Here is a 19,913-nt window from a genome sequence, read left to right on the forward strand (position 1 = left end):
CGGGGGCTTTCAGGGATGGACAGGACGACCGGATGGGGTGGGGCCGGCGGGAGAGGGCGGGGTGTCCGCGGGTGGATCGAGAGTGTCGAGTACGTGGTGGAAGGCGGTCAGTGCCTGGTCCAGATCGGCGGCCTCGGGGTACCAGGCGCGCTCCCACTCCAGGCTGATCCAGCCTTGGTAGCCGAGCCGGTGCAACTGCTCGACGACCGCGGCCAGCGGGAGGATGCCGTGGCCGGGCAGGACCGGACGCAGGTCGGTGGGTGTGGCGACGTCCTTGAACTGGACGTGCCGGATCCAGGGGCCCAGTACGTCGGCGGTGCGGTCCGGGGTCTCCCCGCCGCGCCAGGGGTTGACCGCGTCCCAGACCGCGCCCGCCGCAGGGGAGTTGACGTCCTCGAGGACGTCGGCGACCTGCGCGCCGGTGAGGAACTCGTCGTGTGTCTCCAGGAGTACGTCCACGCCCAGCTGCCCGGCCAGCGGGGCGGCCTGGGACAAACAGCGGACCGCCCGCTCGCGCCGTCCCTTCGGCTGGTCGGCTCCGCCGCCGAAGACCCGCACGTAGGGGGCGCCGAGCCTGGCGGCCAGGCGCAGGTGCCCGGCCAGGTCCTCCACCACGTCCGCGCGGTCGGCGGCGACCTGCACGTACGACGCCAGGCAGACGATGTCCAGGCCCGCCGCGGCCAGGTGAGCGGCGAGAGCGTCGGCTTCGGCGTCCGGCATGCCGGGGTAGGCCAGTTGGCCGGCTGCGCAGCGCAGTTCGACACCGTCGCAGGGTCCGGTCCGGGCAAGGCGGACCACCTCGTCGAGGCCCGATCCTGGGCAGCCGAGGGTGCTGAACGCGCGCCGGTTCATGCCGGTACTCCGTCGGCGAGCAGGGCGACCTGGCCGCCCTGCGCCGCTGAGCGGTACACGGCGAGCGCGGCGGCCACCACCGACCGGCCGTAGGCGGCGTCCACGTACTGGGCGCCTGCTTCGCCGCGAGCTGCGGCGACGAAGCCGTCCAACTGGGCCCGCAGCGCACGCTCCTGTCGACGCGGGTCGACGTCGAGCAGCCGGACGGACTTGCCGCCGCGCAGCAGGAACAGGCCCTCGGTGGCGGAGACGCGCAGCGTCGCCCGGTCCATGACCACCTCGGTCTCGTCGAGGTACGGGGCGCCGCGGCTGGTCAGGGCGAGGCTTGCACTGGTGCCGTCGGCCAGCTCCACCAGGGCGAGGGCGTCGGTCTCCACCTCGACGCCGTCCCGGCCCCGGACTACGCCACTGACCCGCCGCACCGGGGAGCCGGTGAACCACTGGATGCGGTCCAGGCCGTGGGTGCCGACGTTGAGGACGATGCCGCCGCCGGCCAGCTCCCGGTCGAAGAACCAGGAGGGCCGCGAGCCGGGCTCGTAGTGTGCCGAGCGCCGGTGGGTGACCAGCACGGGCCGGCCGAACTCCCCGGAGGCGACCAGGCGCCGCGCCTCCTGGGCCAGCGGGTCGAAGTGGACGACGTGGGCAACGGCGAGCAAGGTGCCGGCCCGGTCGCAGGCGTCGATCATCCGGGTGCAGTCCTCGACGGTCGTCGCCATCGGCTTCTCCACCAGGACGTGCAGCCCGGCCGCTGCGGCGTCGGTGACCATCGGGGTGTGCAGGGAGTGCGGGGCCGCGACGATGACCGCGTCGAGCTCAGCGGCCGCGAACATGTCGCGGTGGTCGGAGAAGACGGGCACACCGGCAGGCGCTAGGTCGCGGGCCGCAGAGTGGCGCGTGTCGCATATCGCGGCTATCTGGTAAGCCCGGGCGTCCGCGGCCGCCCGGACGTGGGCGGCGCCGACGCCCCCCGCGCCGATCACGCCTATGCGGAACCGACCGGTGACCGGGTCGCTGCTCATGCAATCTCCTGTCGAAAGGTGAGGAAGGACCGAACGACGCGCGCGGTGCGCACAGTCGCGGCGCGAGGGGCGAGTGGATCGTGAAGGAAATGAGAGTGACGGAACGGGAGTTCAGGTCGGCACCGAGGTCTGGGCTGCGCCGCAGGAGGCGCGGACCACCAGCCGGGGCTGGATCTCCACGCGGTGGCAGAGCGCATCGTCACCCGCCTCCATCCGGCGCAGCAGGAGCTGGGCCGCCAGCGCGCCCACCTCGGACTTGGGCGGCGAGACCGCGGTGAGCGGCACGTCGCCGACCTCCGCGACCTCGTCGTCGTAGGCGACGACCGCGAGGTCGTCCGGCACCGTGAGCCCCTGCCGCCGGGCCTCGACCACCAGCGCCGCGGCGTCCCGGTCGCCGTGGCAGAAGACGGCCGTGACGCGTGCGGCGGCGCAGGAGCGCACATACGCTGCGATCTCCGCGGGCGCCCACCTCTCCTGCCGGGCCACCGCGCCGTCGACGACGTCGAGGCCGAGCAGCGCCGCGGCGTCGTCGAAGCCTTGGGCGACGAGCGCCGACGTGCCGGTACGCCTCCTGCCCAGGTGCCCCACCCGCTGGTGACCCAGGCCATGCAGGTGCCGCAGGGCGAGACAGACGCCACCGCCATGGTCGGTGCCCACATACGAAGTGGGGTCGTCCGGCTCCGGCGCCGGGGGCCTGCGTTCCACCAGAACATGGGGCAGCGGGAGCTCCCGCAAATCGTCCACATACCCCTGCGGGTCGCTCATGATGTGCAGGTTCGGCACGAGCAACAGGCCCTGCACGCCACTGTTCCGCATCGCCCGCAACTCGTCCCGCTCGACGTCGAGGTCGTACTTGGACGACGCGAGGACGACACCGACGCCCGCGTCCCGCAGCACCCGTTGGATCCCGTCCACGACCCGCGGGTAGTAGTACGTCGTCGACGGCACGAGCACACCGATGAGCCGACGGCCCCCCAATGCCCCCGCCGGCTCGGCGGGCGGGTCGGCCACGGGCGTGACGAACGTACCCGCGCCCTGACGACGCTGGACGATCCCCTCGGCGGCAAGTTCCCCGACGGCGCGGCGAACCGTGTTGATGCTCACCGAGAGCGTGTCGGCCAGTTCGCGCTCGACGGGAAGCTGGGCACCGGGAGCCCAGAGGCCGTTTTCGATGTTCATGCGCAGCCGCTTCGCGACGTGCAGGTATTTAGGGCCTCGAGGGAATGAATCATTCTTTCCTGCCGACTTCATGCCAGGAGATTGCGCCAAACATTCTCTTGCGTCAATAGATCCTCGATGCTTTTCTGGCCGTGCGACAAGAAATCAGAAAATTCATTCCCCAAATAGGAATGAATTTCGGCGCGGGAGAAGTGATGAGCGAATTGCTGACTGAGGTCCGGGAACTTCAGGAGGAACTCGGCCGGCCGGGACCCGACTTGGTGGCCGAGGCCCGTGCCTGGCCCGGTGACGTGGTGATCCTGGGCGCGGGCGGGAAGACCGGCTCCGGGATCGCGACCATGGCCCGTCGTGCGCTCGACGGCGCGGGCCGCACGGACTCCCGGGTCCTCGCGGTGTCCCGGTGGACGGACCCGGCGGCACGGGAGGAACTCGCGGCGCACGGCGTCGAGGCGGTCACCGCCGACCTGTCCGACCCGGGCGCCCTGGCCGCGCTGCCGGACGCCGGCGCGGTGATTCACCTGGTGGGTGCCAAGTTCGGCACCGCCACCGCGCCCGAGCAGGCGTGGCTGACCAACACGGTGCTGCCCGACCACGTCGCCCGGCGCTGGCCCGGAGCCCGGATCGTCGCCCTGTCCACGGGCAACGTGTACGGGATGACCGCCCCTGTCGAAGGCGGCTCCCTGGAGGGGGACACACACCGGCCACAGGGCGACTACGCCATCACCTGCCTCGGCCGCGAGCGGGTCTTCACCCACGCCTCCCGCACCCGGAACACCCCCGTCGCCCTGATCCGCCTCAACTACGCCGTCGAGCCGCGCTACGGCGTGCTCGCCGACCTCGCCCGCACCCTCCTCGCCGGGCAGCCCGTCGCTCTGGACACCGGCGCCGTCAACGTCGTCTGGCAGCGCTACGCCAACGAGGTCGTCCTGCGCAGCATCGGACACGCCCGCGGCGGCACGCCCTTCACCCTGAACCTCACCGGACCGGAGACGGCCGGCATCCGCACGCTCGCCCTGCGGCTGGCCGAACGCCTAGAGGTAAAGGCCGAGTTCGCCGGGGAGCTGCCCGGGACCAGCCTGCTCAGCGACGCCACCGCCTGCCACGCGCTGTTCGGTTACCCGGATCGCACCCTCGGGCAGCTGGTCGACCTGCAGGCAGCCTGGCTGCTCGCAGGCAACGAACTGTGGGACAAGTCCACCAAGTTCGAGCGCAGGGACGGTCGCTTCTGATGGTGCCCACCCTGCCCCCGGGCACCGCCGAACTCCTGCACCGCGGGACCGTCATCCCTGCTCACCCCCTGGCCCTGCACGCCGACCGCACCCTGGACGAGCGCCGCCAACGCGCCCTGACGCGCTACTACATGGCGGCCGGTGCCGGTGGTGTGGCCGTCGGTGTCCACACCACCCAGTTCACCGTCCGGGACCACGGACTACTGCGCGCCGTGCTCGAACTCGCCGCGCAGGAAGCCAGCCAGGCCGTCGGCGACCGGCCCTTCCTGCGGATCGCCGGTGTCTGCGGACCCGTGCGGCAGGCCGTCCAGGAGGCCCATACCGCCCGCGAGCTGGGCTACGACGCCGTCCTCGTCTCCCCGGCCGGGCTGCCCGAGGCGGACCTGGACGCGCTCCTGGACCGCAGCGCCGCCATCGGCGAGGTGCTGCCCGTGATCGGCTTCTACCTCCAGGAGGCCGTCGGCGGCCGCTATCTTCCCCGCGCCTACTGGCAACGGCTGGCCGACCAGGAGTCGACCGTCGCCGTCAAGGCCGCTCCGTTCGACCGGTACCGCACCCTCGAACTTGTCCAGGGCATCGCCGCCTCCGACCGCGGCGCCGACGTGGCCCTGTACACCGGCAACGACGACAGCATCGTCGCCGACCTGCTCACCCCCTACCACGTCTCCGGCCCCGCGGGCCCGGTCGTGCGCCACTTCACCGGCGGGCTCCTCGGCCACTGGGCGGTGTGGACCCGCTCCGCGGTGCAGCTGCTCGACGACATCCACGCCGCCCGCACCGGCGACCCGGCCGCCCGGCAGCGCGCCGTGGCCCGGCTGGCTGGGGACACCGACGCCAACGCGGCCGTCTACGACGTGCGCGGCGGCTTCGCCGGCTGCATTGCCGGAGTCCATGAAGTGCTGCGCCGCCAGGGCCTGTTGACCGGCACCTGGTGCCTGGATCCCGCGGAAGGCCTCTCGCCCGGCCAGGCCGAGGAGATCGCCCGCGTACACACCACCTACTCCTGGCTCCGAGAGGAGGACGTGTTCGTCGCCGAGGGGCTGCCCCGCTGGCTGTCGTGAGGCCAGCCCCTCGAGCCGCAACTCTCACCAACCCCATCAGTCCCCATCGCCGGGACATACACCGGAACACACACCGGAAAGAGGAAAGACGAACGATGAAGACGAAGACGAAGACCCTGCTCCTGGTCGGTGCCGCGACCAGCGTGCTCGCCACCCTCGCCCTGACCCCGCAGGCCATGGCCGAACGCACCGAGGAGACGCGCACCGCCGCCTTGAAGCAGAACGGCTTCGAGCGGCCGGCCGCGGGCAACCCGTACACGATCTCCGAATGGGCCACGGACGGATGGAACCTCGCCGACAGCGGCTCGCCCCAGGGCTGGGACACCCGTACGCGCGTCGACAGCGGCACCCCCGCACACAGCGGCAGCAAGTCGCTGCGCGTCTTCTACCCCAAGGGCCAGATAGACCCCAAGAACTCCGGGGCCCTTGCACCGTTCAGCGTCCCCAAGTCCCGCGAGTACTACCTGTCGTTCTGGGTGAAATTCAGTGACGACTTCAGCTGGGGCACCACCCAGTTCGCGGGCAAGGTCGGCATCGGCCTCGCGGGCGGCAAAGCCTGCTCCGGCGGGCAACCGTGCACCGGCACCAACGGCTTCACCTCGCGCCCGATCTGGAGCAAGAGCAGCGGCAAGGCAGCTGTGTACTACTACAGCATGGAGCACGAGGGCGAGTACGGAGACGACATCGTCCTCCAGAAGGACGGCGCCGACATCCAGTGGCCCAAGGGGAAGTGGGTCAACGTCGTCCAGCGTCTGAAGGTCAACACCGTCACCGGCGGGCAGGCGAACCCAGACGGCGAGATCGAGATCTTCTACAACGGCGAGCCCGCCGCCAAGAAGACCGGCCTGCGCTTCGTGACCAACGACGACCAGATCGACAAGGCGTACTTCTCCAGCTTCGCCGGCGGCGGCACCGCCGAGTTCGCCCCGGCCAACGACGGCTACATCTGGTACGACGACATCAAGGTGTCCACCAACCGCGCGGACATCTGCGAGCTGAACAGCTGTCGCTGAACCACCCCACCGACCGTGCCGGGAGGCCCCAGCGGCCTCCCGGCACCTCAGCTCACCCCGCGCCGCACTGGAGAACCTCCTTGCCCACCACCCCGTTCCCCGTACCCCGTTCGCTCACCACCTTCCCGGGCGGCGCCCCCGCCGACGCCCCGGTGACCACGACCCTCGACCCCGCGCTACCCGCCCAGGGCTACCGCCTGCGCACCGGCCCGGAAGGCGTACGCGTCCGCCACCGGGACCCGACCGGACTGCGCTACGCCCTGCAGACCCTCGCCCAGCTGCGCGCCGCACCCGACTTCCCCGAAACCGGCTACGACATCTCGGACCACCCCGACTTCGAGCGCCGCGGCTTCCTGCTCGACATCAGCCGGGACCGCGTGCCCACCCGCCGCACCCTGGCACGCTGGGTGGACATCCTCTCCCTGGCCCGCTTCAACCAGTTCGAGCTGTACACCGAGCACACCTACGCCTTCCGCGACCACCAGGAGGTCTGGCAGAACGCCTCCCCGCTCACCGCCGACGACCTGCGCTGGCTCGACGCGCGCTGCGCCGCGGTCGGCATCGACCTGGTGGTGAACCAGAACACCTTCGGGCACATGGAGCGCTATCTCGCCCACCCGGCGTACGCGCACCGCGCCGAGAACCCCGACGGCTTCGAGCGCGGCGGAGCCCACCACCCGCCGAGCACCCTCGCCCCCACCGCCGCCAACGCCGACTTCGCCCACAGCCTGCTCACGGAGATCACCGCCCACGTCCGCGCCCGGCGTCTGAACATCGGCGCCGACGAGCCCTTCGAGCTGGGCACCGGCCAGTCCCGGGACCGGGCGCGCCAACTTGGCCTGGGCAGGGTCTACTTCGACTACGTCACCACCGTGCTGCGGCCCTGGCTGGACGCCGGTTACACCGTGCAGTTCTGGGCCGACGTCTTCGCCCACCACCCCGAGCTACTGGACCAGGTGCCGTCCGGCGCGATACCCGTGATCTGGCAGTACGACGCGCCACGGCACACCGCGCAGGTTATGGACGCCAACAGCGCGGAGGTCGGTGCCTGGCAGCAACGCGGCGCCGACCTCAACCGCCTGCGCGACGGCTTCGCCGCCCACGGCAAGCTCCTCAGCGACGCCGGGCTCCCCTACTGGGTGGCGCCCGGCGCAGGCAACTGGAACGGCATCATCGGCCGTCTCGACAATGCCGTGGAAAACATGGTGGACGCCGCCGAGGCGGGCCTGGCGCACGGGGCCTCGGGCTACCTGCTCACCTCCTGGGGCGACAACGGCATGTGGGACCCGCCCTCCGTCGCCTTCGGCCCCGCCGTGTTCGGCGGCGCGGCGAGCTGGTGTCTGGACACCAACCGGGACCTCGACCTCGGCGCCGTTCTCGACGACCACGTGCTGCTGGACGCGGCAGGTCTCGCCGGGAGTGGCCTGGTGCGTCTGGGCAGGGTGTATCGGCTGTTCGGGATCCCGCTCCTGAACGGATCCCCCGTCGCGCGGGCGCTGTTCCCCGACCCCTCGCTGCCGCTTCCGGACCTGCCGACGCCCGCGGCCTTGGACCTAGCTGCCGGCGCCCTCGCGGAGAGCCGCCTCGACCTGTCTGGCACCGACCTGGCCGCAGCCGACGGAGACGTCGTCGTACGCGAACTCCGGCACGCGATAGACCTCGCGGAGTTCGCCGTGGACGTCCTGCGCGCCCGCGTATCGGTCGGAGCCGATGCCGACGCAATCCCCGCCGACACCGCCCGCCGACTGCTGCGGCGCCTGGACCCGCTGCTCGCCGAGCAGCGTGCCTGCTGGCTGCTGCGTTCGCGCCCCGGCGGCCTCGACGACAGCCTGACGCGGATCGACCCACTGCGCCACCAACTGCTGCGGGCGGCACACCAATGACGCACACCCCCACGGCACCGGACGTCGAGGAGTGGCTGAACGTGCTCGGCCGACAGGAGGCCGCGGGCGACATCGCCGACCCTGAGCCCGTGTCGCCCGACGAGGCCCGCCGCCGCATGCGGCTCCTCGCCGTCCCCGCCGAGGACCATGGTCGGGTCCTGGCGACACTGCCGGACCCGGCGCGCGCCCCTGCCCGGTGGCAGGCACTGCGCCACTGTCACCGGGCCCTGTTTTCCCAGTCCGCGCCCGCCCCACGGGAGACAGCCTGGCCTGACGCACCCGCTGCGCTCGGGGAAGCCGGACGCTACTTCTACGTCCACCTGTACCTGTTGGCACTGCCGTTGGCTCTGGAGCGGCAGCGCCGTCTGGGTATCCCCGACGACATCGTCGCCGCCACCTTCGCCGACGTCGGCGCCAAAATGATCACGTACCGCCTCGCCCACCGCACCGGCGGCTTCGACCGGCAGCGGTGGGTGATGCGGCACTTCCGCGGCACGCTGCACCGACTCGGGCGCCTGCAGTTCGAACGCACCACGCTGGACACAGCAGCACTCGGCGGCCCGCCCGGGCCGGATGGGCCCGCGGACGGCGAGCGGGTCCTGAGCGTGCACATCCCCGAAGACGGGCCGCTGACCCCAGCCCGGTGCGCAGCGTCGCTGCGAGCCGCGCGGGACTTCTTCACGCAGCACTTCCCCGACGAGACCGTCCAGTTCGCCACCTGCAGCTCCTGGCTCCTGGACGACCAGCTCGCCGCGTACTTGCCGCCCCCTTCGAACATCCTCCACTTCCAGCGGCGCTTCACCCGTTTCGGAGGCCGACCTGTCGGCGACGACGACGTCCTGCAGTTCGTCTTCCACGTCCCGCTCGGCACGACCGACTTCGACCGGCTGCCACAGCGGACCACGCTGCAGCACGCCGTAGTAGGCCACCTACGGGCCGGGCGCCACTGGCGACTCTCACACGGCTGGACTCCCCTGCCCGCACCATCAAAGGCCACCGCACGCCCCGAGGCCGATGCCATCAACTCGCGGCAGACGCCGCCGAGTTGATGGACTCTTCACCCCATACTGTAGGAGGGGATCACGAAACATCGGCAACAGATCCCAACATCCTGCAAGGGGCATAGCGGGAATACTTGCCACCGCCCAGGCACGCGCTGGCCCTCTGCGCGTGGCTCAACGCGAATGTCGCAATCCGGAAACTAGCGCTGCCCGGCAACCCACGCAGGCAGAGCCGTCAGTCCGTCGAGCCGCAGGTCCGCTCCGCCGTCGTCACCGTCATGGAGAAACGCCCACGGCCCGCGACGCAACAGCGCCGCCTGCAACCCGACCTTCCTGGCCGGGGCCACATCCCGGTCGACCCGATCTCCGACATACAAGATTTCCTCCGCCGGGAACGGCACGGCCGTCACCACTCGCTCGAAAAACCTCAGGTCGGGCTTGCTGACCCCCCACTCCGCACTGGTCGCCACCAGGTCCACCGCCAACCGAAGGGACCGCAGATCTTGCCCGGCCCGCGCCGGCTGGTTCCCGGCTATACCCACCCAGACACCGAGACGGTGTAGTTCCTGCAGACAGGCTCGGGCATCCGAGTAAAGATCTTCTTCGCGGACCCGATCCGGCACCCCGGCCTCCTCCCGCAACCGGACCTCGACCCGGAAGTCAAAGCCGGGCCGGACCATCTCGAACGCCTCAGCAAAGCCCCCACCACGGGCAATCGCCGCTCCGACCAGCGCCGAAAACGTGTGCCGCGGCACCCCCAGCCAGTCAGCCCAGCCACCGAACAACTCGGTCTCATCGACCAACGTCTCCCCGACATCGAACACCACAGCACGCACCATGCCCGTCACCCTAAGCAGAGCGTCAACCGCCCCTGAACAGCCGGGCATCGATCACCGCAGCAACGGGCAACGACCTCCACAACCCGCCCTCAGGGGCTGATCAGAGCTACTCGAGAACAGCCCTGGCAGGGGTCTTGGACGTTCCCGCTGCCACGGTCGAAGAGCTCCCCTGGCCGCACTGGCTGCCCACTTTCGAACAGCCCGCCCCGTTCAGCCCGTCGGGAAGCCGGGCCGCCTTGAGAGAGGTTCAGGTCACCCGCATGGCACCAGGAGCCCCTCGGAGCACGGGCATTGCCGGTAGCGTGATCGCCTGGCGCATGGAATGTCCATGTGGCCGGCCGGCCCGTGAGGGGGACTCCGGTGGCGAACGATGGGACCGTGATGAGCGAACTGACGAAGCCCACAATCAAGGTTCCGGAGGGTGACGCGCCCACCGAGCTGACGACCCGGGACCTCGTGGTGGGGGACGGACCCGAGGCTCGGCCGGGCAGGGTCGTCCGAGTTCACTATGTAGGAGTCACCTTCGCGTCCGGGAGGGAGTTCGACTCGTCCTGGGAGCAGGACCGGCCGTTCAAGTTCGCCGTGGGCGGTGGCAGGGCCATCAAGGGCTGGGACCGGGGCGTACGGGGAATGAAGGTCGGCGGCCGGCGCGAGATCATCGTTCCCCCGCGTCTCGGTTACGGCAAGCAGTCACCCTCTGCGTTGATCCCGGCGGGCTCGACGCTGATCTTCGTCGTGGACCTGCTTTCGGTCGTGGACGGGACCGCCGCAGCGCGGCCCGGCTCGATGGGCTCGGCCTGAACCTGGCGCTCCTGGCGGTCCGGTGTGAGCAACCCCGGTCATCTATTCGGGGTCCCTTCGAGCTCCGTGGCATAGGCGGAGGGGCGTCGGCAGCCGGCACCCCCCGCGCCGCCGCCCGCTCAACCGGCCGTGTCTCGCAGGCGCCTAGGCCCTGCATTCCCCACTGCCCGACCACCGTTCGGCCGGCGCCGCCTCCTACCGGCTCAACTCCACGACTTGGGCTATCGGTTCGGCCGGGAGCTCCCGGGGCCGGGGTGTTTGCGGCCATCGGAGAGACAGCCGATGACATCGACACCCAGGTCGCCGCTCGTGCCGCTGACGACGACCCTCGTGCAGTCCTCCCGCCGGCACAGGTCGGCGACGTACGTCTCAAACTCCTGCCAGGACAGTGCATCGACCTCCGCCATCGACAGCTCCCGCGCCCTCGCCTCCTCTTGCGCCCGCCACTGCCGGTCCCGCCCAACCGCGAGTCGGTGCGCACGCCACAACCCCCATCCGGCTCCGCCCACCACCGCGATGACGAGCACCGCCACCAGGACGGGCCACACCATCGCCCAGTTCATGGCCCCGCCCTCCGAGTAGCCGATCCCCGTAGCGCGAAGGCCAGGGTGTCGATGGCCCGGTTGCGCAGCCCCAGCAATGAGCGTCGGCGGCGCCCACGGCCGGGCGCAGGTGCTCGACCAGAAGGGCGGGGTCTGTCCGCGGCCGCGGACCTCGGAATTCTTTCGCTTCAAGATGGCGCAGCTTCATTCAGCAGCGCCCCTCGCTCGGGCCGTCCGATCCGCGGAAACGGCGGATCAGGTGCCCGACTTGCGGCCGTAGACGAAGACGTCGTCGCCCTTGCGCAGCATGTTCCAGTACTGCACGGCGTCCTTCTTCGTCATGTTGACGCAGCCGTGGGAGCCCGGCGGGGACCAGACGCTGATGCCGACCGAGTGGAACGCCTGGCCACCGTCGAAGAACTGGCTGTACGGCATCGGCACGTGGTAGATGCTCGACACGTGGTCGATGTTGCGCCAGTAGACCTTCTTCAGGCCCGTGCGGGTCTCGTGGCCGTTGCGGCCGGTGCGCACCGGGACCGGGCCGTACTTGAGGGTCTTGCCGTCCTGGATCCAGCTGAGCTGGAGCGTCAGGTCGACGCAGGCGATGCGCCCTTTGTCGGTCGGGCACTTACCCGCCTTGTTGGGGTTGTTGCCCACCGCTTTCTGCTTGTTCATGAGGTTCATGACACCCCAGGTGACGCTGCCCGCGTACCCGGCGTTCGGGGTGATCTTGTGCTTGGTCTGAAAGGCCTTGATGACCTTGCAGTCGGCCGCCGACTGCTTGCCGTCCACCGGACGGCCGAGGAACTTCTCGACCTGCTTCTGGTACGGCCCGGTCTGTGTCGAGCACGACGCCGCCTGAGCACTGCCCGTGCCGAGCGCCACCGTGAGTGGGGCCACCAGCATGGTGATCCCCAGGGCCACGGCTCCTCGTCTGCGTATGTCCCCCACTGCTGCCAACTCCTCGTTCGTCATTCGTCCACGTGTCGGATCCCACCTGCTAGACGACGCGGCCCCGGGGTTCGTTGTAGGGCGAATCGCCACAGGTGTGTAACAGGGGGCGATTTGTCGCCGGGTACGCGACGCGTGGCGGGTTGCCAGAAACGTAAGTGGGCTCATCACGTTCACCGACCCGGGATCTGCCCGGCGATCGTCGACCGGCTCACCTTCAACGCCGCCATCATCCAGACCGGCACCGAGTCCTACCGTCTCGCCCACACTGAAGCCGAGGCCGAACGAGCCGAAGCAAGGTGAACAAGGCGGTTCGCAGCAAATCCCGTTGCGTCACCACGGCAGTGACCCGACTGTGTCTCTAGGGCTGTTGCAGCCACAGCCTGAACGGTCGTTGACCTATCGAATCGAAGCCGGAGGTATGAAGGTTGCTCGTGACGATGACGATCACCGAGCTACGTTCGTGCACGACCGCTACTGAGCGGCCGACAGAAGGACTCGGCCGCGTTACCGCACTTCGTCAAGATCCTGGGCGGGACGGGCCGTGATAGGTCTGCCCGCCCCGCCAGGTCATCCGTTCGCTCACTCGCTCGCTACGGAAGGCTGTGCACCTTCGGGCCCACGGAGTTCGACCACGTGCTGCCCGCCGTCGCGTCCCAGTTCGTGGACCACGTCATGGCGCCCCGCAGCCCCGGGTAGGTCTTGGACGGCTTGAAGGTGCCGCAGCCGGTGCCCCGGGTCAGGCAGTCGAGGGCGTTGTTCACGACCGACGGGGCCACGTATCCGCTGCCCGCCCCACGCGTGGACGCCGGGACGCCGAGCCCGACCTGCGACGGGTCGAGGCCGCCCTCCAGCTGGATGCAGGCGAGCGCGGTCAGGAAGTCCACGCTGCCCTGACTGTAGACCTTGCCGTCACAGCCCAGCATCGACCCGCTGTTGTTGTACTGCATGTTGACGACCGTGAGGATGTCCTTCACGTTCAGCGCCGTCTGGAAGTACCCGCCGGACGTGGACTGCATGTCGATGGTCTGCGGCGCCATCGTGAGAACCATCTTCGGGCCCGCCTTCGCGGAGAGCTGGCGCAGCGCCTTGGTCATGTAGGTGGGGTTGAGGCCGTTCTCGAGGTCGATGTCGACGCCGTCGAACCCGTACTCCTGCATCAGCGCATAGGCGCTGTTCGCGAATGTCGTCGCGGAGGTGTCACTGTTGACCGAGATGGTGCCCTTCTCTCCGCCGACCGAGAGGATCACCGACTTGCCCGCGGCGCGCTTCGCAGCGATGTCTGCCTTGAAGTCGGCGGTGGAGGCGTAGCCGACGGCGGGGTCCAGGTTAAAGGTGATCTGGCCCGGCGTGGTGGTGGCGTCAGCGAAGGAGACGGCGATGATGTCGTACTGCGACGACACGTCCCGCAGCTTCTGCACGGTCGCGCCGTTGTCGAAGTTCTGCCAGTAGCCGGTCAGCGCGTGCTTGGGCACGGTACCCCCGCCTCCGCCGCCGCCCTTGGCGGTCCGTGCGGACACCGCCGTTGACTTCGCGGACTCACCGGCCGCGTTCGAGGCGCTCACCTGGAAGCTGTAGGCGGTGTCCGGCGTGAGACCGGTGACGGTCGTGGAGGCGCCGCCGACCGAGGACACCTTGGTGCCGTCGCGGTAGACGGTGTATCCGGTGGCCGTGGACACCGGGGTCCAGGACAGGTCCACCGACGCGGACGTCGCCGTGCCCGCCGCGAGGCCGGAGGGCACGGCCGGTATCTCCACCGGGTCGGTGCCGCCGCCCCCGTCGGGCCCAAGGACACTCACATCGTCCACGTAGTACGCGCTCTGCCCGTACCAGCCGTGCGTGTACACGGTGACCGATGTGGTGTTCGCACCGGTCGTGAAGCTGGTGGAGAGCTGCTGCCAGGACGAGTTGCCCGGCGTCCAGGTCGACACGTCGGTGGTACCGGTGCCACGGGCACCCAGGTAGGCATAGCTGCCCTGCACCCAACTGCTGAGCTGGTACGTCGAGTTGGGCTTGACCGAGACAATCTGGGAACACTCGGCGGTGCCCTGGCCCGTTGGGGTGGCCTTGAGTGCCTTCGCGCCGCCGTGCACGGGGGAGGTCACGGCGGCACCGCTGTTCGCGGCGCAGGTCCAGTTGCTCAGGTCCGCCTCGAACCCGGCGTTCTTGGCAACGTTGACGTCCGCTGCTTCAACGTCCGCCGACTGGGCGGGCGCGGCGAGTGCGGTGACAGCAAGTACGGCGGCCGCACCGACGGCGATGGCCGCGCCGATTCTGCGGCGAACACCGGGTCTGCCCTGACGTACACGGTCCACGAAGTGCCTCCAAAGAGAGGTGAGGACGGAAGTGAACGACGGGGCCGCCGCCGCTGTGGGCATAGTTGGTCCAGACCAATCAGGTTGTCAAGACCTTTGGCGCGACGACCCAGCCGGCTCAAGGAAGCCGCCACCCACCTGACCGACGTCCTTCGTCGGGACGAGGCGGCCGACGGTGCAGTCACCCCGCACATGACCGCGGCGACGCCTCCAACGACCCGCCGTACACCTCGCCCGTGGACATGACCCTGGACACATGGTCGACACGTTCGACTGAAGGCGTTCCGCGATCGTCAGGGCCTCATCCAGCAGGGAAGCGGCGCTGTCTGGGGCGCCCGGTCGGCGGGGATCAGCGTCCCGTCGACGATGACGAAGTCGCCCTCGCCCAGGCCCACCAGGGCCTCGTGCAGGCCCGGCGCCCAGGCAACCAGGACCTCGACGGTCTCGTCCAATCACTGCCATGCTGTTGCCTCCGGCACTCCGAACCCGGCTCCCACCTGGGCGAACGTCTCGTTCTTCCGTAGGTGGGCCAGGGCGAGCTGGGCCTGCTTGAAGTAACCCAGCTTCCGCCACGGCGAGTTCAGTTCACGCCTTCGGGCGTAGATCAGCCAGGTGACATGCTCAACCAGCTCATACGGGACGTCGAGCATGGACGGATACGGAACCAACAGAGCCCCTCGGCCGCCGGTGTGATGAGTGAGATCACCACGCCAACAACGAGGGGCTCTGTCACGTCACTACCCTCGTTGACCAGCCCAGTTCACCCCTGCAGCACAGGATGAAAAGCGATCACCGGGGCGGCGAGTGGGGTGGAGATAATCCCGAGCAACGCGTTCAGGCACTTGACCTTGCTCTATCCATTACCGGCACCTTGCTTGGCACAGTCGTAGGTACGGCGGATCGTGTCATCGATGTCCACGTAGGCCACCGCCTGGGTGCCGGGCAGCACCCTGGTGTGCGCGGCCAGGGCGGGTAGGAACCGCCGGGCCACGGCGTGCAGTTGCTTCACATGGCCGTGGGCGAAGGAGTGCTCGGAGGTGATCCGCCGCGGTGCCCCGCCCAGCGCGGGTCCAGGCGCTCCGGGCCGCGCTCGTTGAAGGCGTGGATCACATCGCGGACGGTGTCAGGATCCGCAGCGACCAGATGCGCGATGGCCTCATTGGTGTTCCCCGAGGTCGAGGCCAGGACCATCATCGCGCAGCGCACCTTGACCGTTTGATGCAGGCCCCGCCGCACGATCCTCAACAGAAGGCGGCCCTCCCCTCGGTCAGCCGCCGTGCGCGTACAGGCTTGGACGTGGCGAAGCTCCTCCCGAAGCGAAGGGCAGACCGCACCTGCTCCGGAACCGAGATCCTCACACCACAACCCAGCGCACCACCACGGGCAGCCTAGAGTCCCTGGCGGGCCAGTGCCGCATCCATCAAATCCCGCAGCTCCGGCCGGCGCAGATCATCCGGCCGGCGGATCTTGACGTGCCGGTGGAGCTTGCCGCTGCCCTCCATCAGACCGGCCGGGTCGGGTAGCCTCGCGCCGCCGGCGATGCCCAGCGTGACATGAGCCTTGGCCGGGGCCACCGTGAACACCAGGCCCTTGTACCCCGAGCCCGTACCGAAGCCGATGTCGTTGCCGTCAACCGTGATGACCGCGTCCGGGAACCGGTCCAGGGCCAGCTCGCACGCACCGCGCCCCAGCTCGGCGACCGCCTGCTCGCGCGCTGCCAGGACCTGCTCGATCCGTTCGTCCATGGCTTCACAGTGCCACAGGGACACGCGGGACCCGGCTCGTTGAGGAGACCATCGCCGCCCCGGCAGCCGAACAACACCGCTGCGGACGCCCACCCGAAATTGTCGCCAATCGCTGAGTGCCGGGGACAGAGCCTCCTGCCCCGAGGAATTGGGGAGTTCCGGCCGCCGTCATCACCCCTCCACGGCCGGTCCGCCTCCGCCACAGGCGCAATCGCCGCAGGAAGCCCCCGACGCCCCCAGGGTCCAGGGCCAGTGGCATCGCCGATATGAACCGCGTGATCCGATATCACCGACTACCCCAGACTGCGCCATCCAGAGCGGCCCTGGCACCGGTGAGCGAACACCCGCGCCCCTGCCGCGCGGCCTGGAGAGCCACCCCAGTACGACCCACCCGAGATCAAACGGTGGACACCGGGCAGCGCGGTCAGTTTGGTCGCGCGGCCGCCTGGTGCCCGGTCGAGCGTATGAGGAGTTGACGATCTTCGCCCGCCGCTCGCCGCTCGCACTGGCCCGCTGGCTGGCTGGCTGGCTGGCTGGCTGGCTGGCTGACCATGCGGTGCAGGCACGGCCCCCACCGCATCCCCAAGGAGCCCGCAGGCGCAACTCGGGGCCTGGCCCGCGCCTGGGCTGCTTGCGCACGTTGCGGAGGGGACAATGGAGCAGTCGGGCGTGGGTGCCGGCACACGGTCTGTACCGGCGGACGACGGCCTGCGCGGGGGCCGGAAGGAGCCTGGGCCATGGGTGATACCGAACCCTTTCAGGGCGCTCCCGACACTGCGGCTGTGGTGCCGTCGGGACCCGGTGGCCTGCTGGATGTGCTGAATGTGGCCGCTGTCCTCCTGGATGCCGAGGGCCGGATCGATCTCTGGAGCCCTCAGGCCGAGATCCTCTTCGGCTACAGCGCCGAGGAGGCCCTGGGCCAGTACGCGGGCCATCTACTGATCGACAAGGAGCACCTCGACACGGTGCTGGCGCTGTTCGCCAAGGTCATGGAGGACGGAGAGAGCTGGGCAGGCGTCTTTCCGGTCCGGCACAAGGACGGCAGCACGCGACCGGTGGAGTTCCGCAATATGCGGCTGCAGGACGACCAGCGCGACTACTGGGCCCTGGGGCTGGCCACCGACCTGACGACGCTACGGCGGGTGGAGCGGAGCCTGTCCCTGTCCGCACAGCTGGTGTCCCAGGCACCGATCGGACTGGCAATGCTGGACACCGGCCTGCGGTACATCTCCGTCAACCCCGCGGAGGAACGGATGAACGGTGTGCCTGCCGCCGAGCATGTCGGCCGGCACGTCCATGAGGTGCTGCCCTTCCTTGACGCGGCGTTCGAACGTGCCATGCGCGACGTCCTGGCCTCCGGGGCACCGATTGTGGACCAGTACACCGTGGGCCGCACAGCGGCTGACCCGGACAATGATCACGCTTGGTCGATCTCGTTCTACCGGCTCGAGTCCCCCGACGGGAAAGTGCTGGGAGTGGCCACCTCCAGCGTGGACGTCACCGATCGCCACCGCGCCGTGGAAGAACAACGCCACACCGCGCTCACCCTCCAGCGCAGCCTGCTGCCCCACCCTCCTCCACAGCGGCCGGGGCTGGAGGTCGCCTTCCGCTACCGCCCCGCCCAGGCGACCATCGAGATCGGCGGTGACTGGTTCGACGTCATCCCCTTGGCCGGCGACAAGACCGCCCTCGTCGTCGGCGACGTCATGGGCAGCGGGGTGACAGCCGCAGCCGCTATGGGACAGCTGCGCACCGCCACGAGAACCTTGGCTGATCTCGATCTGGCCCCCGCCCAGGTCCTGCACCACCTCGACCACATCACGGACGGCCTCGACACCATCGCCACCTGCGTCTATGCCGTCTTCGACCCCCGCACCGAGCAATGCCACATCTCCCTTGCCGGGCACCTGCCGCCCGTCCTCCTCCGTCCGGACGGCACACGCGAGCTCCTCGACCTGCCCACCGGCGCGCCCCTGGGCGGTTGCGGCATTTCCTTCGACTCCACCTCCATCGATTTGAGGCGGGGAAGCCAGCTCGTCCTCTACACCGACGGCCTCGTCGAGACTCGCCACCAGCCGATCGACGTACGCCTGAACGCTCTCCTCGACGTTCTCGACGACCCCGACCGCCCGCTGGACACCACCTGCGACCTGCTGCTGCACACCCTGCGTCACAGCGGAGAGCGCGACGACGTAGCCCTACTCATCGCACGGGCGGGTCCCAGCCCTGCGGGCGATGCGAAGAGTGGGGCCTAAAGCCTTGACCTCAAGGGTTGAGCTTCCAGGTTCGGGTGCGTCCGTGCCGATGTGCTGTGCGCGGCCGGCGCCCGATCGACGAGATGAACCGGCAGCGCGGATCCACTGAGTACCGGAGCCCGGTGCCGTCGCGGATGCGATGATCCGCTGAGCCCGGCAGGAAAGTGGCTGGGTTTCGGGCATCGACTGGGAGCGGCGTGAGGACTCGCCACTGACCGAGATGACTCCTCCAGCACTGCCATGAGGTCGACGATTTCACCGCTCGCTGGTGCCGCCGATCTGTCGGTCCGCGGGCCCGCAACGCAGCTTTGTCCACGAGTTCGACCGTGCTGGGCTTCGTCCCAGCAGTGCCTGTCGCGTTGGGGCTCCGGGGCCGTCGAGCACGAGTTCAGGCGGACGGCGTGGCCGGGGACCGCAAGCCGAGCCACTGCTCGGCGTCCCAGGCTTGGAACCGCTCTACCTCGGTAAACCCCAGCTTTGCCGCGAGGCGCATCGAGCCGACGTTGGCGGTCTGGGTGGTGAGCACCACCGGCTCGCCGGGAAGGGCGCCGTCGAACCAGGCGAGTGCCGCCGCGCACGCCTCGGTGGCGTACCCGAATCCCCAGGCCCGCGGCAGGAAGAGGTAGCCGAGATCGGTCTTCCCGACAGCAGCCGGGCGATGGTGCTCCGCTGCTCTCCTGAGCAGGATCTGGCCGATCATCGCCCCGTCGAGATCGACGACGAAAATCCCGGGCCGCAGCCCGGGTACCTCGGGCATCTCACGCTCAAGTTCGTCACGCGGCTGGGGGCCGCCGAGGTAGGTGTGCACCTCTGGCGACGCCAGGAGTTCGATGAACGCCGCACGGTCCCGGGCCTCCGGCTCTCGGAGCACGAGCCGCTCGGTCTTGATCGGGTCAGGCGGCCAGGCGACGGGTTGGCGTTCGGTCATGCCGACCAACTAATCAGCAGGCTCAGCAACGATCAAGGCTCGCGGACCGATCAAGCCAACGGCCTGGGTGCCACACGCGCCAACGGGGCCGTGCAGACCCGATCTGACCATCCGCCAGTGATCAGGCATGGCCAAAACCTACAGCCTGCTGATCAAGGACCGCTCTGCGCTCCCCACCTTCCCCAGACAATTCAAAGACCAGGCGAGTGGGGCGAGGAGCAGCCCCGGCCGTCTTTCAAAGGTTCCCATCAGTCATGGGCGGCCTGGAGTGCTTCGCCCACTGTCCCGGTGATCACACGT

The 19,913-nt window shown here is 69.5% G+C and carries 17 protein-coding genes and 2 pseudogenes; 8 read left to right on the plus strand and 11 right to left on the minus strand.

Annotated features, from left to right (window positions below; genetic code table 11):
• Nucleotides 1-9: 9 nt before the first annotated feature.
• From ABD378_RS20010 to ABD378_RS20020, 3 genes are all read right to left on the minus strand, one after another.
• The gene (locus ABD378_RS20010; protein ID WP_344522288.1) at nucleotides 10-852 is read right to left on the minus strand and encodes a sugar phosphate isomerase/epimerase family protein; all 843 of its coding nucleotides are present in this window, start codon (nucleotides 850-852) and stop codon (nucleotides 10-12) included.
• A complete protein-coding gene (locus tag ABD378_RS20015) occupies nucleotides 849-1,871 on the minus strand; it encodes a Gfo/Idh/MocA family protein (protein WP_344522289.1) in 1,023 nt (340 codons plus the stop codon). The genes ABD378_RS20010 and ABD378_RS20015 overlap by 4 nt, the downstream gene beginning before the upstream one ends.
• Nucleotides 1,872-1,982: 111 nt before the next feature.
• A complete protein-coding gene (locus tag ABD378_RS20020; protein WP_344522290.1) occupies nucleotides 1,983-3,122 on the minus strand; it encodes a GntR family transcriptional regulator in 1,140 nt (379 codons plus the stop codon).
• Nucleotides 3,123-3,244: 122 nt separating this feature from the next.
• Here ABD378_RS20020 and ABD378_RS20025 point away from each other — a divergent pair, with 122 nt between their 5' ends.
• The 5 genes from ABD378_RS20025 to ABD378_RS20045 all read left to right on the plus strand — a co-directional run bounded on the left by ABD378_RS20025 (nucleotide 3,245) and on the right by ABD378_RS20045 (nucleotide 9,285).
• A complete protein-coding gene (locus tag ABD378_RS20025) occupies nucleotides 3,245-4,279 on the plus strand; it encodes an NAD-dependent epimerase/dehydratase family protein (RefSeq protein WP_344522291.1) in 1,035 nt (344 codons plus the stop codon).
• Nucleotides 4,279-5,340, plus strand: a complete 1,062-nt coding sequence (locus ABD378_RS20030) for a dihydrodipicolinate synthase family protein (RefSeq protein ID WP_344522292.1) — start codon at nucleotides 4,279-4,281, stop codon at nucleotides 5,338-5,340. Before ABD378_RS20025 ends, ABD378_RS20030 begins: the two co-directional genes overlap by 1 nt.
• 95 nt (nucleotides 5,341-5,435) lie before the next feature.
• Nucleotides 5,436-6,353 (plus strand): polysaccharide lyase, encoded by a 918-nt coding sequence (locus ABD378_RS20035; RefSeq protein WP_344522293.1) that lies wholly within the window; start codon nucleotides 5,436-5,438, stop codon nucleotides 6,351-6,353.
• An 80-nt stretch (nucleotides 6,354-6,433) separates the two neighbouring features.
• Complete coding sequence (locus ABD378_RS20040; protein WP_344522294.1) at nucleotides 6,434-8,236, plus strand: glycoside hydrolase family 20 zincin-like fold domain-containing protein; 1,803 nt, start codon at nucleotides 6,434-6,436, stop codon at nucleotides 8,234-8,236.
• The gene (locus ABD378_RS20045; RefSeq protein WP_344522295.1) at nucleotides 8,233-9,285 is read left to right on the plus strand and encodes an acyltransferase domain-containing protein; all 1,053 of its coding nucleotides are present in this window, start codon (nucleotides 8,233-8,235) and stop codon (nucleotides 9,283-9,285) included. The genes ABD378_RS20040 and ABD378_RS20045 overlap by 4 nt, the downstream gene beginning before the upstream one ends.
• A 152-nt stretch (nucleotides 9,286-9,437) precedes the next feature.
• On the opposite strand, the gene ABD378_RS20050 is transcribed toward ABD378_RS20045, so the two are convergent.
• Entirely contained in the window at nucleotides 9,438-10,076 is a 639-nt protein-coding gene (locus tag ABD378_RS20050; protein WP_344522296.1) for an HAD family hydrolase, read from the minus strand.
• Between the two features lie 381 nt (nucleotides 10,077-10,457).
• Between ABD378_RS20050 and ABD378_RS20055 the strand changes: the two genes are divergently transcribed.
• A complete protein-coding gene (locus ABD378_RS20055; RefSeq protein WP_344522297.1) occupies nucleotides 10,458-10,877 on the plus strand; it encodes an FKBP-type peptidyl-prolyl cis-trans isomerase in 420 nt (139 codons plus the stop codon).
• A 221-nt stretch (nucleotides 10,878-11,098) separates the two neighbouring features.
• On the opposite strand, the gene ABD378_RS20060 is transcribed toward ABD378_RS20055, so the two are convergent.
• Together ABD378_RS20060 and ABD378_RS20065 are read right to left on the minus strand one after the other, a co-directional pair.
• Complete coding sequence (locus ABD378_RS20060) at nucleotides 11,099-11,440, minus strand: restriction endonuclease (RefSeq protein ID WP_344522298.1); 342 nt, start codon at nucleotides 11,438-11,440, stop codon at nucleotides 11,099-11,101.
• A 234-nt stretch (nucleotides 11,441-11,674) separates the two neighbouring features.
• Complete coding sequence (locus ABD378_RS20065) at nucleotides 11,675-12,370, minus strand: L,D-transpeptidase (RefSeq protein WP_344522299.1); 696 nt, start codon at nucleotides 12,368-12,370, stop codon at nucleotides 11,675-11,677.
• 186 nt (nucleotides 12,371-12,556) lie between these two features.
• Between ABD378_RS20065 and ABD378_RS20070 the strand changes: the two are divergent.
• Nucleotides 12,557-12,673: pseudogene (locus tag ABD378_RS20070) on the plus strand (IS21-like element helper ATPase IstB); the annotation flags it as partial.
• A gap of 290 nt (nucleotides 12,674-12,963) precedes the next feature.
• Here the strand turns inward: ABD378_RS20070 and ABD378_RS20075 are convergent.
• The 4 genes and pseudogenes from ABD378_RS20075 to ABD378_RS20090 all read right to left on the minus strand — a co-directional run bounded on the left by ABD378_RS20075 (nucleotide 12,964) and on the right by ABD378_RS20090 (nucleotide 16,430).
• A complete protein-coding gene (locus ABD378_RS20075) occupies nucleotides 12,964-14,685 on the minus strand; it encodes a chitinase (RefSeq protein WP_344522300.1) in 1,722 nt (573 codons plus the stop codon).
• 317 nt (nucleotides 14,686-15,002) lie between these two features.
• Nucleotides 15,003-15,394: pseudogene (locus ABD378_RS20080) on the minus strand (transposase family protein); the annotation flags it as partial.
• 296 nt (nucleotides 15,395-15,690) lie between these two features.
• On the minus strand, nucleotides 15,691-15,879 hold the full coding sequence (locus ABD378_RS20085; RefSeq protein WP_344522301.1) for a helix-turn-helix domain-containing protein: 189 nt from the start codon (nucleotides 15,877-15,879) through the stop codon (nucleotides 15,691-15,693).
• A 194-nt stretch (nucleotides 15,880-16,073) separates the two neighbouring features.
• The gene (locus tag ABD378_RS20090) at nucleotides 16,074-16,430 is read right to left on the minus strand and encodes a DUF1801 domain-containing protein (RefSeq protein ID WP_344522302.1); all 357 of its coding nucleotides are present in this window, start codon (nucleotides 16,428-16,430) and stop codon (nucleotides 16,074-16,076) included.
• A 737-nt stretch (nucleotides 16,431-17,167) separates the two neighbouring features.
• Here ABD378_RS20090 and ABD378_RS20095 point away from each other — a divergent pair.
• Nucleotides 17,168-18,685: a SpoIIE family protein phosphatase gene (locus ABD378_RS20095; protein WP_344522303.1), complete on the plus strand. Its 1,518-nt coding sequence runs from the start codon at nucleotides 17,168-17,170 to the stop codon at nucleotides 18,683-18,685.
• A 388-nt stretch (nucleotides 18,686-19,073) separates the two neighbouring features.
• Here ABD378_RS20095 and ABD378_RS20100 read toward each other — a convergent pair whose 3' ends face one another.
• Entirely contained in the window at nucleotides 19,074-19,613 is a 540-nt protein-coding gene (locus ABD378_RS20100) for a GNAT family N-acetyltransferase (protein WP_344522304.1), read from the minus strand.
• Nucleotides 19,614-19,913 lie beyond the last annotated feature (300 nt).

The organism is Streptomyces rectiviolaceus, assembly GCF_039533825.1.
GTDB lineage: Bacteria > Actinomycetota > Actinomycetes > Streptomycetales > Streptomycetaceae > Streptomyces > Streptomyces rectiviolaceus.

Bases quoted from the DNA above. Each gene is read 5' to 3' on its own strand.
- ABD378_RS20010 (WP_344522288.1), bottom strand. From the start codon at position 852: ATGAACCGGCGCGCGTTCAGCACCCTCGGCTGCCCAGGATCGGGCCTC.
- ABD378_RS20015 (WP_344522289.1), bottom strand. From the start codon at position 1,871: ATGAGCAGCGACCCGGTCACCGGTCGGTTCCGCATAGGCGTGATCGGC.
- ABD378_RS20020 (WP_344522290.1), bottom strand. From the start codon at position 3,122: ATGAAGTCGGCAGGAAAGAATGATTCATTCCCTCGAGGCCCTAAATAC.
- ABD378_RS20025 (WP_344522291.1), top strand. From the start codon at position 3,245: ATGAGCGAATTGCTGACTGAGGTCCGGGAACTTCAGGAGGAACTCGGC.
- ABD378_RS20030 (WP_344522292.1), top strand. From the start codon at position 4,279: ATGGTGCCCACCCTGCCCCCGGGCACCGCCGAACTCCTGCACCGCGGG.
- ABD378_RS20035 (WP_344522293.1), top strand. From the start codon at position 5,436: ATGAAGACGAAGACGAAGACCCTGCTCCTGGTCGGTGCCGCGACCAGC.
- ABD378_RS20045 (WP_344522295.1), top strand. From the start codon at position 8,233: ATGACGCACACCCCCACGGCACCGGACGTCGAGGAGTGGCTGAACGTG.
- ABD378_RS20050 (WP_344522296.1), bottom strand. From the start codon at position 10,076: ATGGTGCGTGCTGTGGTGTTCGATGTCGGGGAGACGTTGGTCGATGAG.
- ABD378_RS20055 (WP_344522297.1), top strand. From the start codon at position 10,458: ATGAGCGAACTGACGAAGCCCACAATCAAGGTTCCGGAGGGTGACGCG.
- ABD378_RS20060 (WP_344522298.1), bottom strand. From the start codon at position 11,440: ATGAACTGGGCGATGGTGTGGCCCGTCCTGGTGGCGGTGCTCGTCATC.
- ABD378_RS20085 (WP_344522301.1), bottom strand. From the start codon at position 15,879: ATGATGGTCCTGGCCTCGACCTCGGGGAACACCAATGAGGCCATCGCG.
- ABD378_RS20090 (WP_344522302.1), bottom strand. From the start codon at position 16,430: ATGGACGAACGGATCGAGCAGGTCCTGGCAGCGCGCGAGCAGGCGGTC.
- ABD378_RS20095 (WP_344522303.1), top strand. From the start codon at position 17,168: ATGGGTGATACCGAACCCTTTCAGGGCGCTCCCGACACTGCGGCTGTG.
- ABD378_RS20100 (WP_344522304.1), bottom strand. From the start codon at position 19,613: ATGACCGAACGCCAACCCGTCGCCTGGCCGCCTGACCCGATCAAGACC.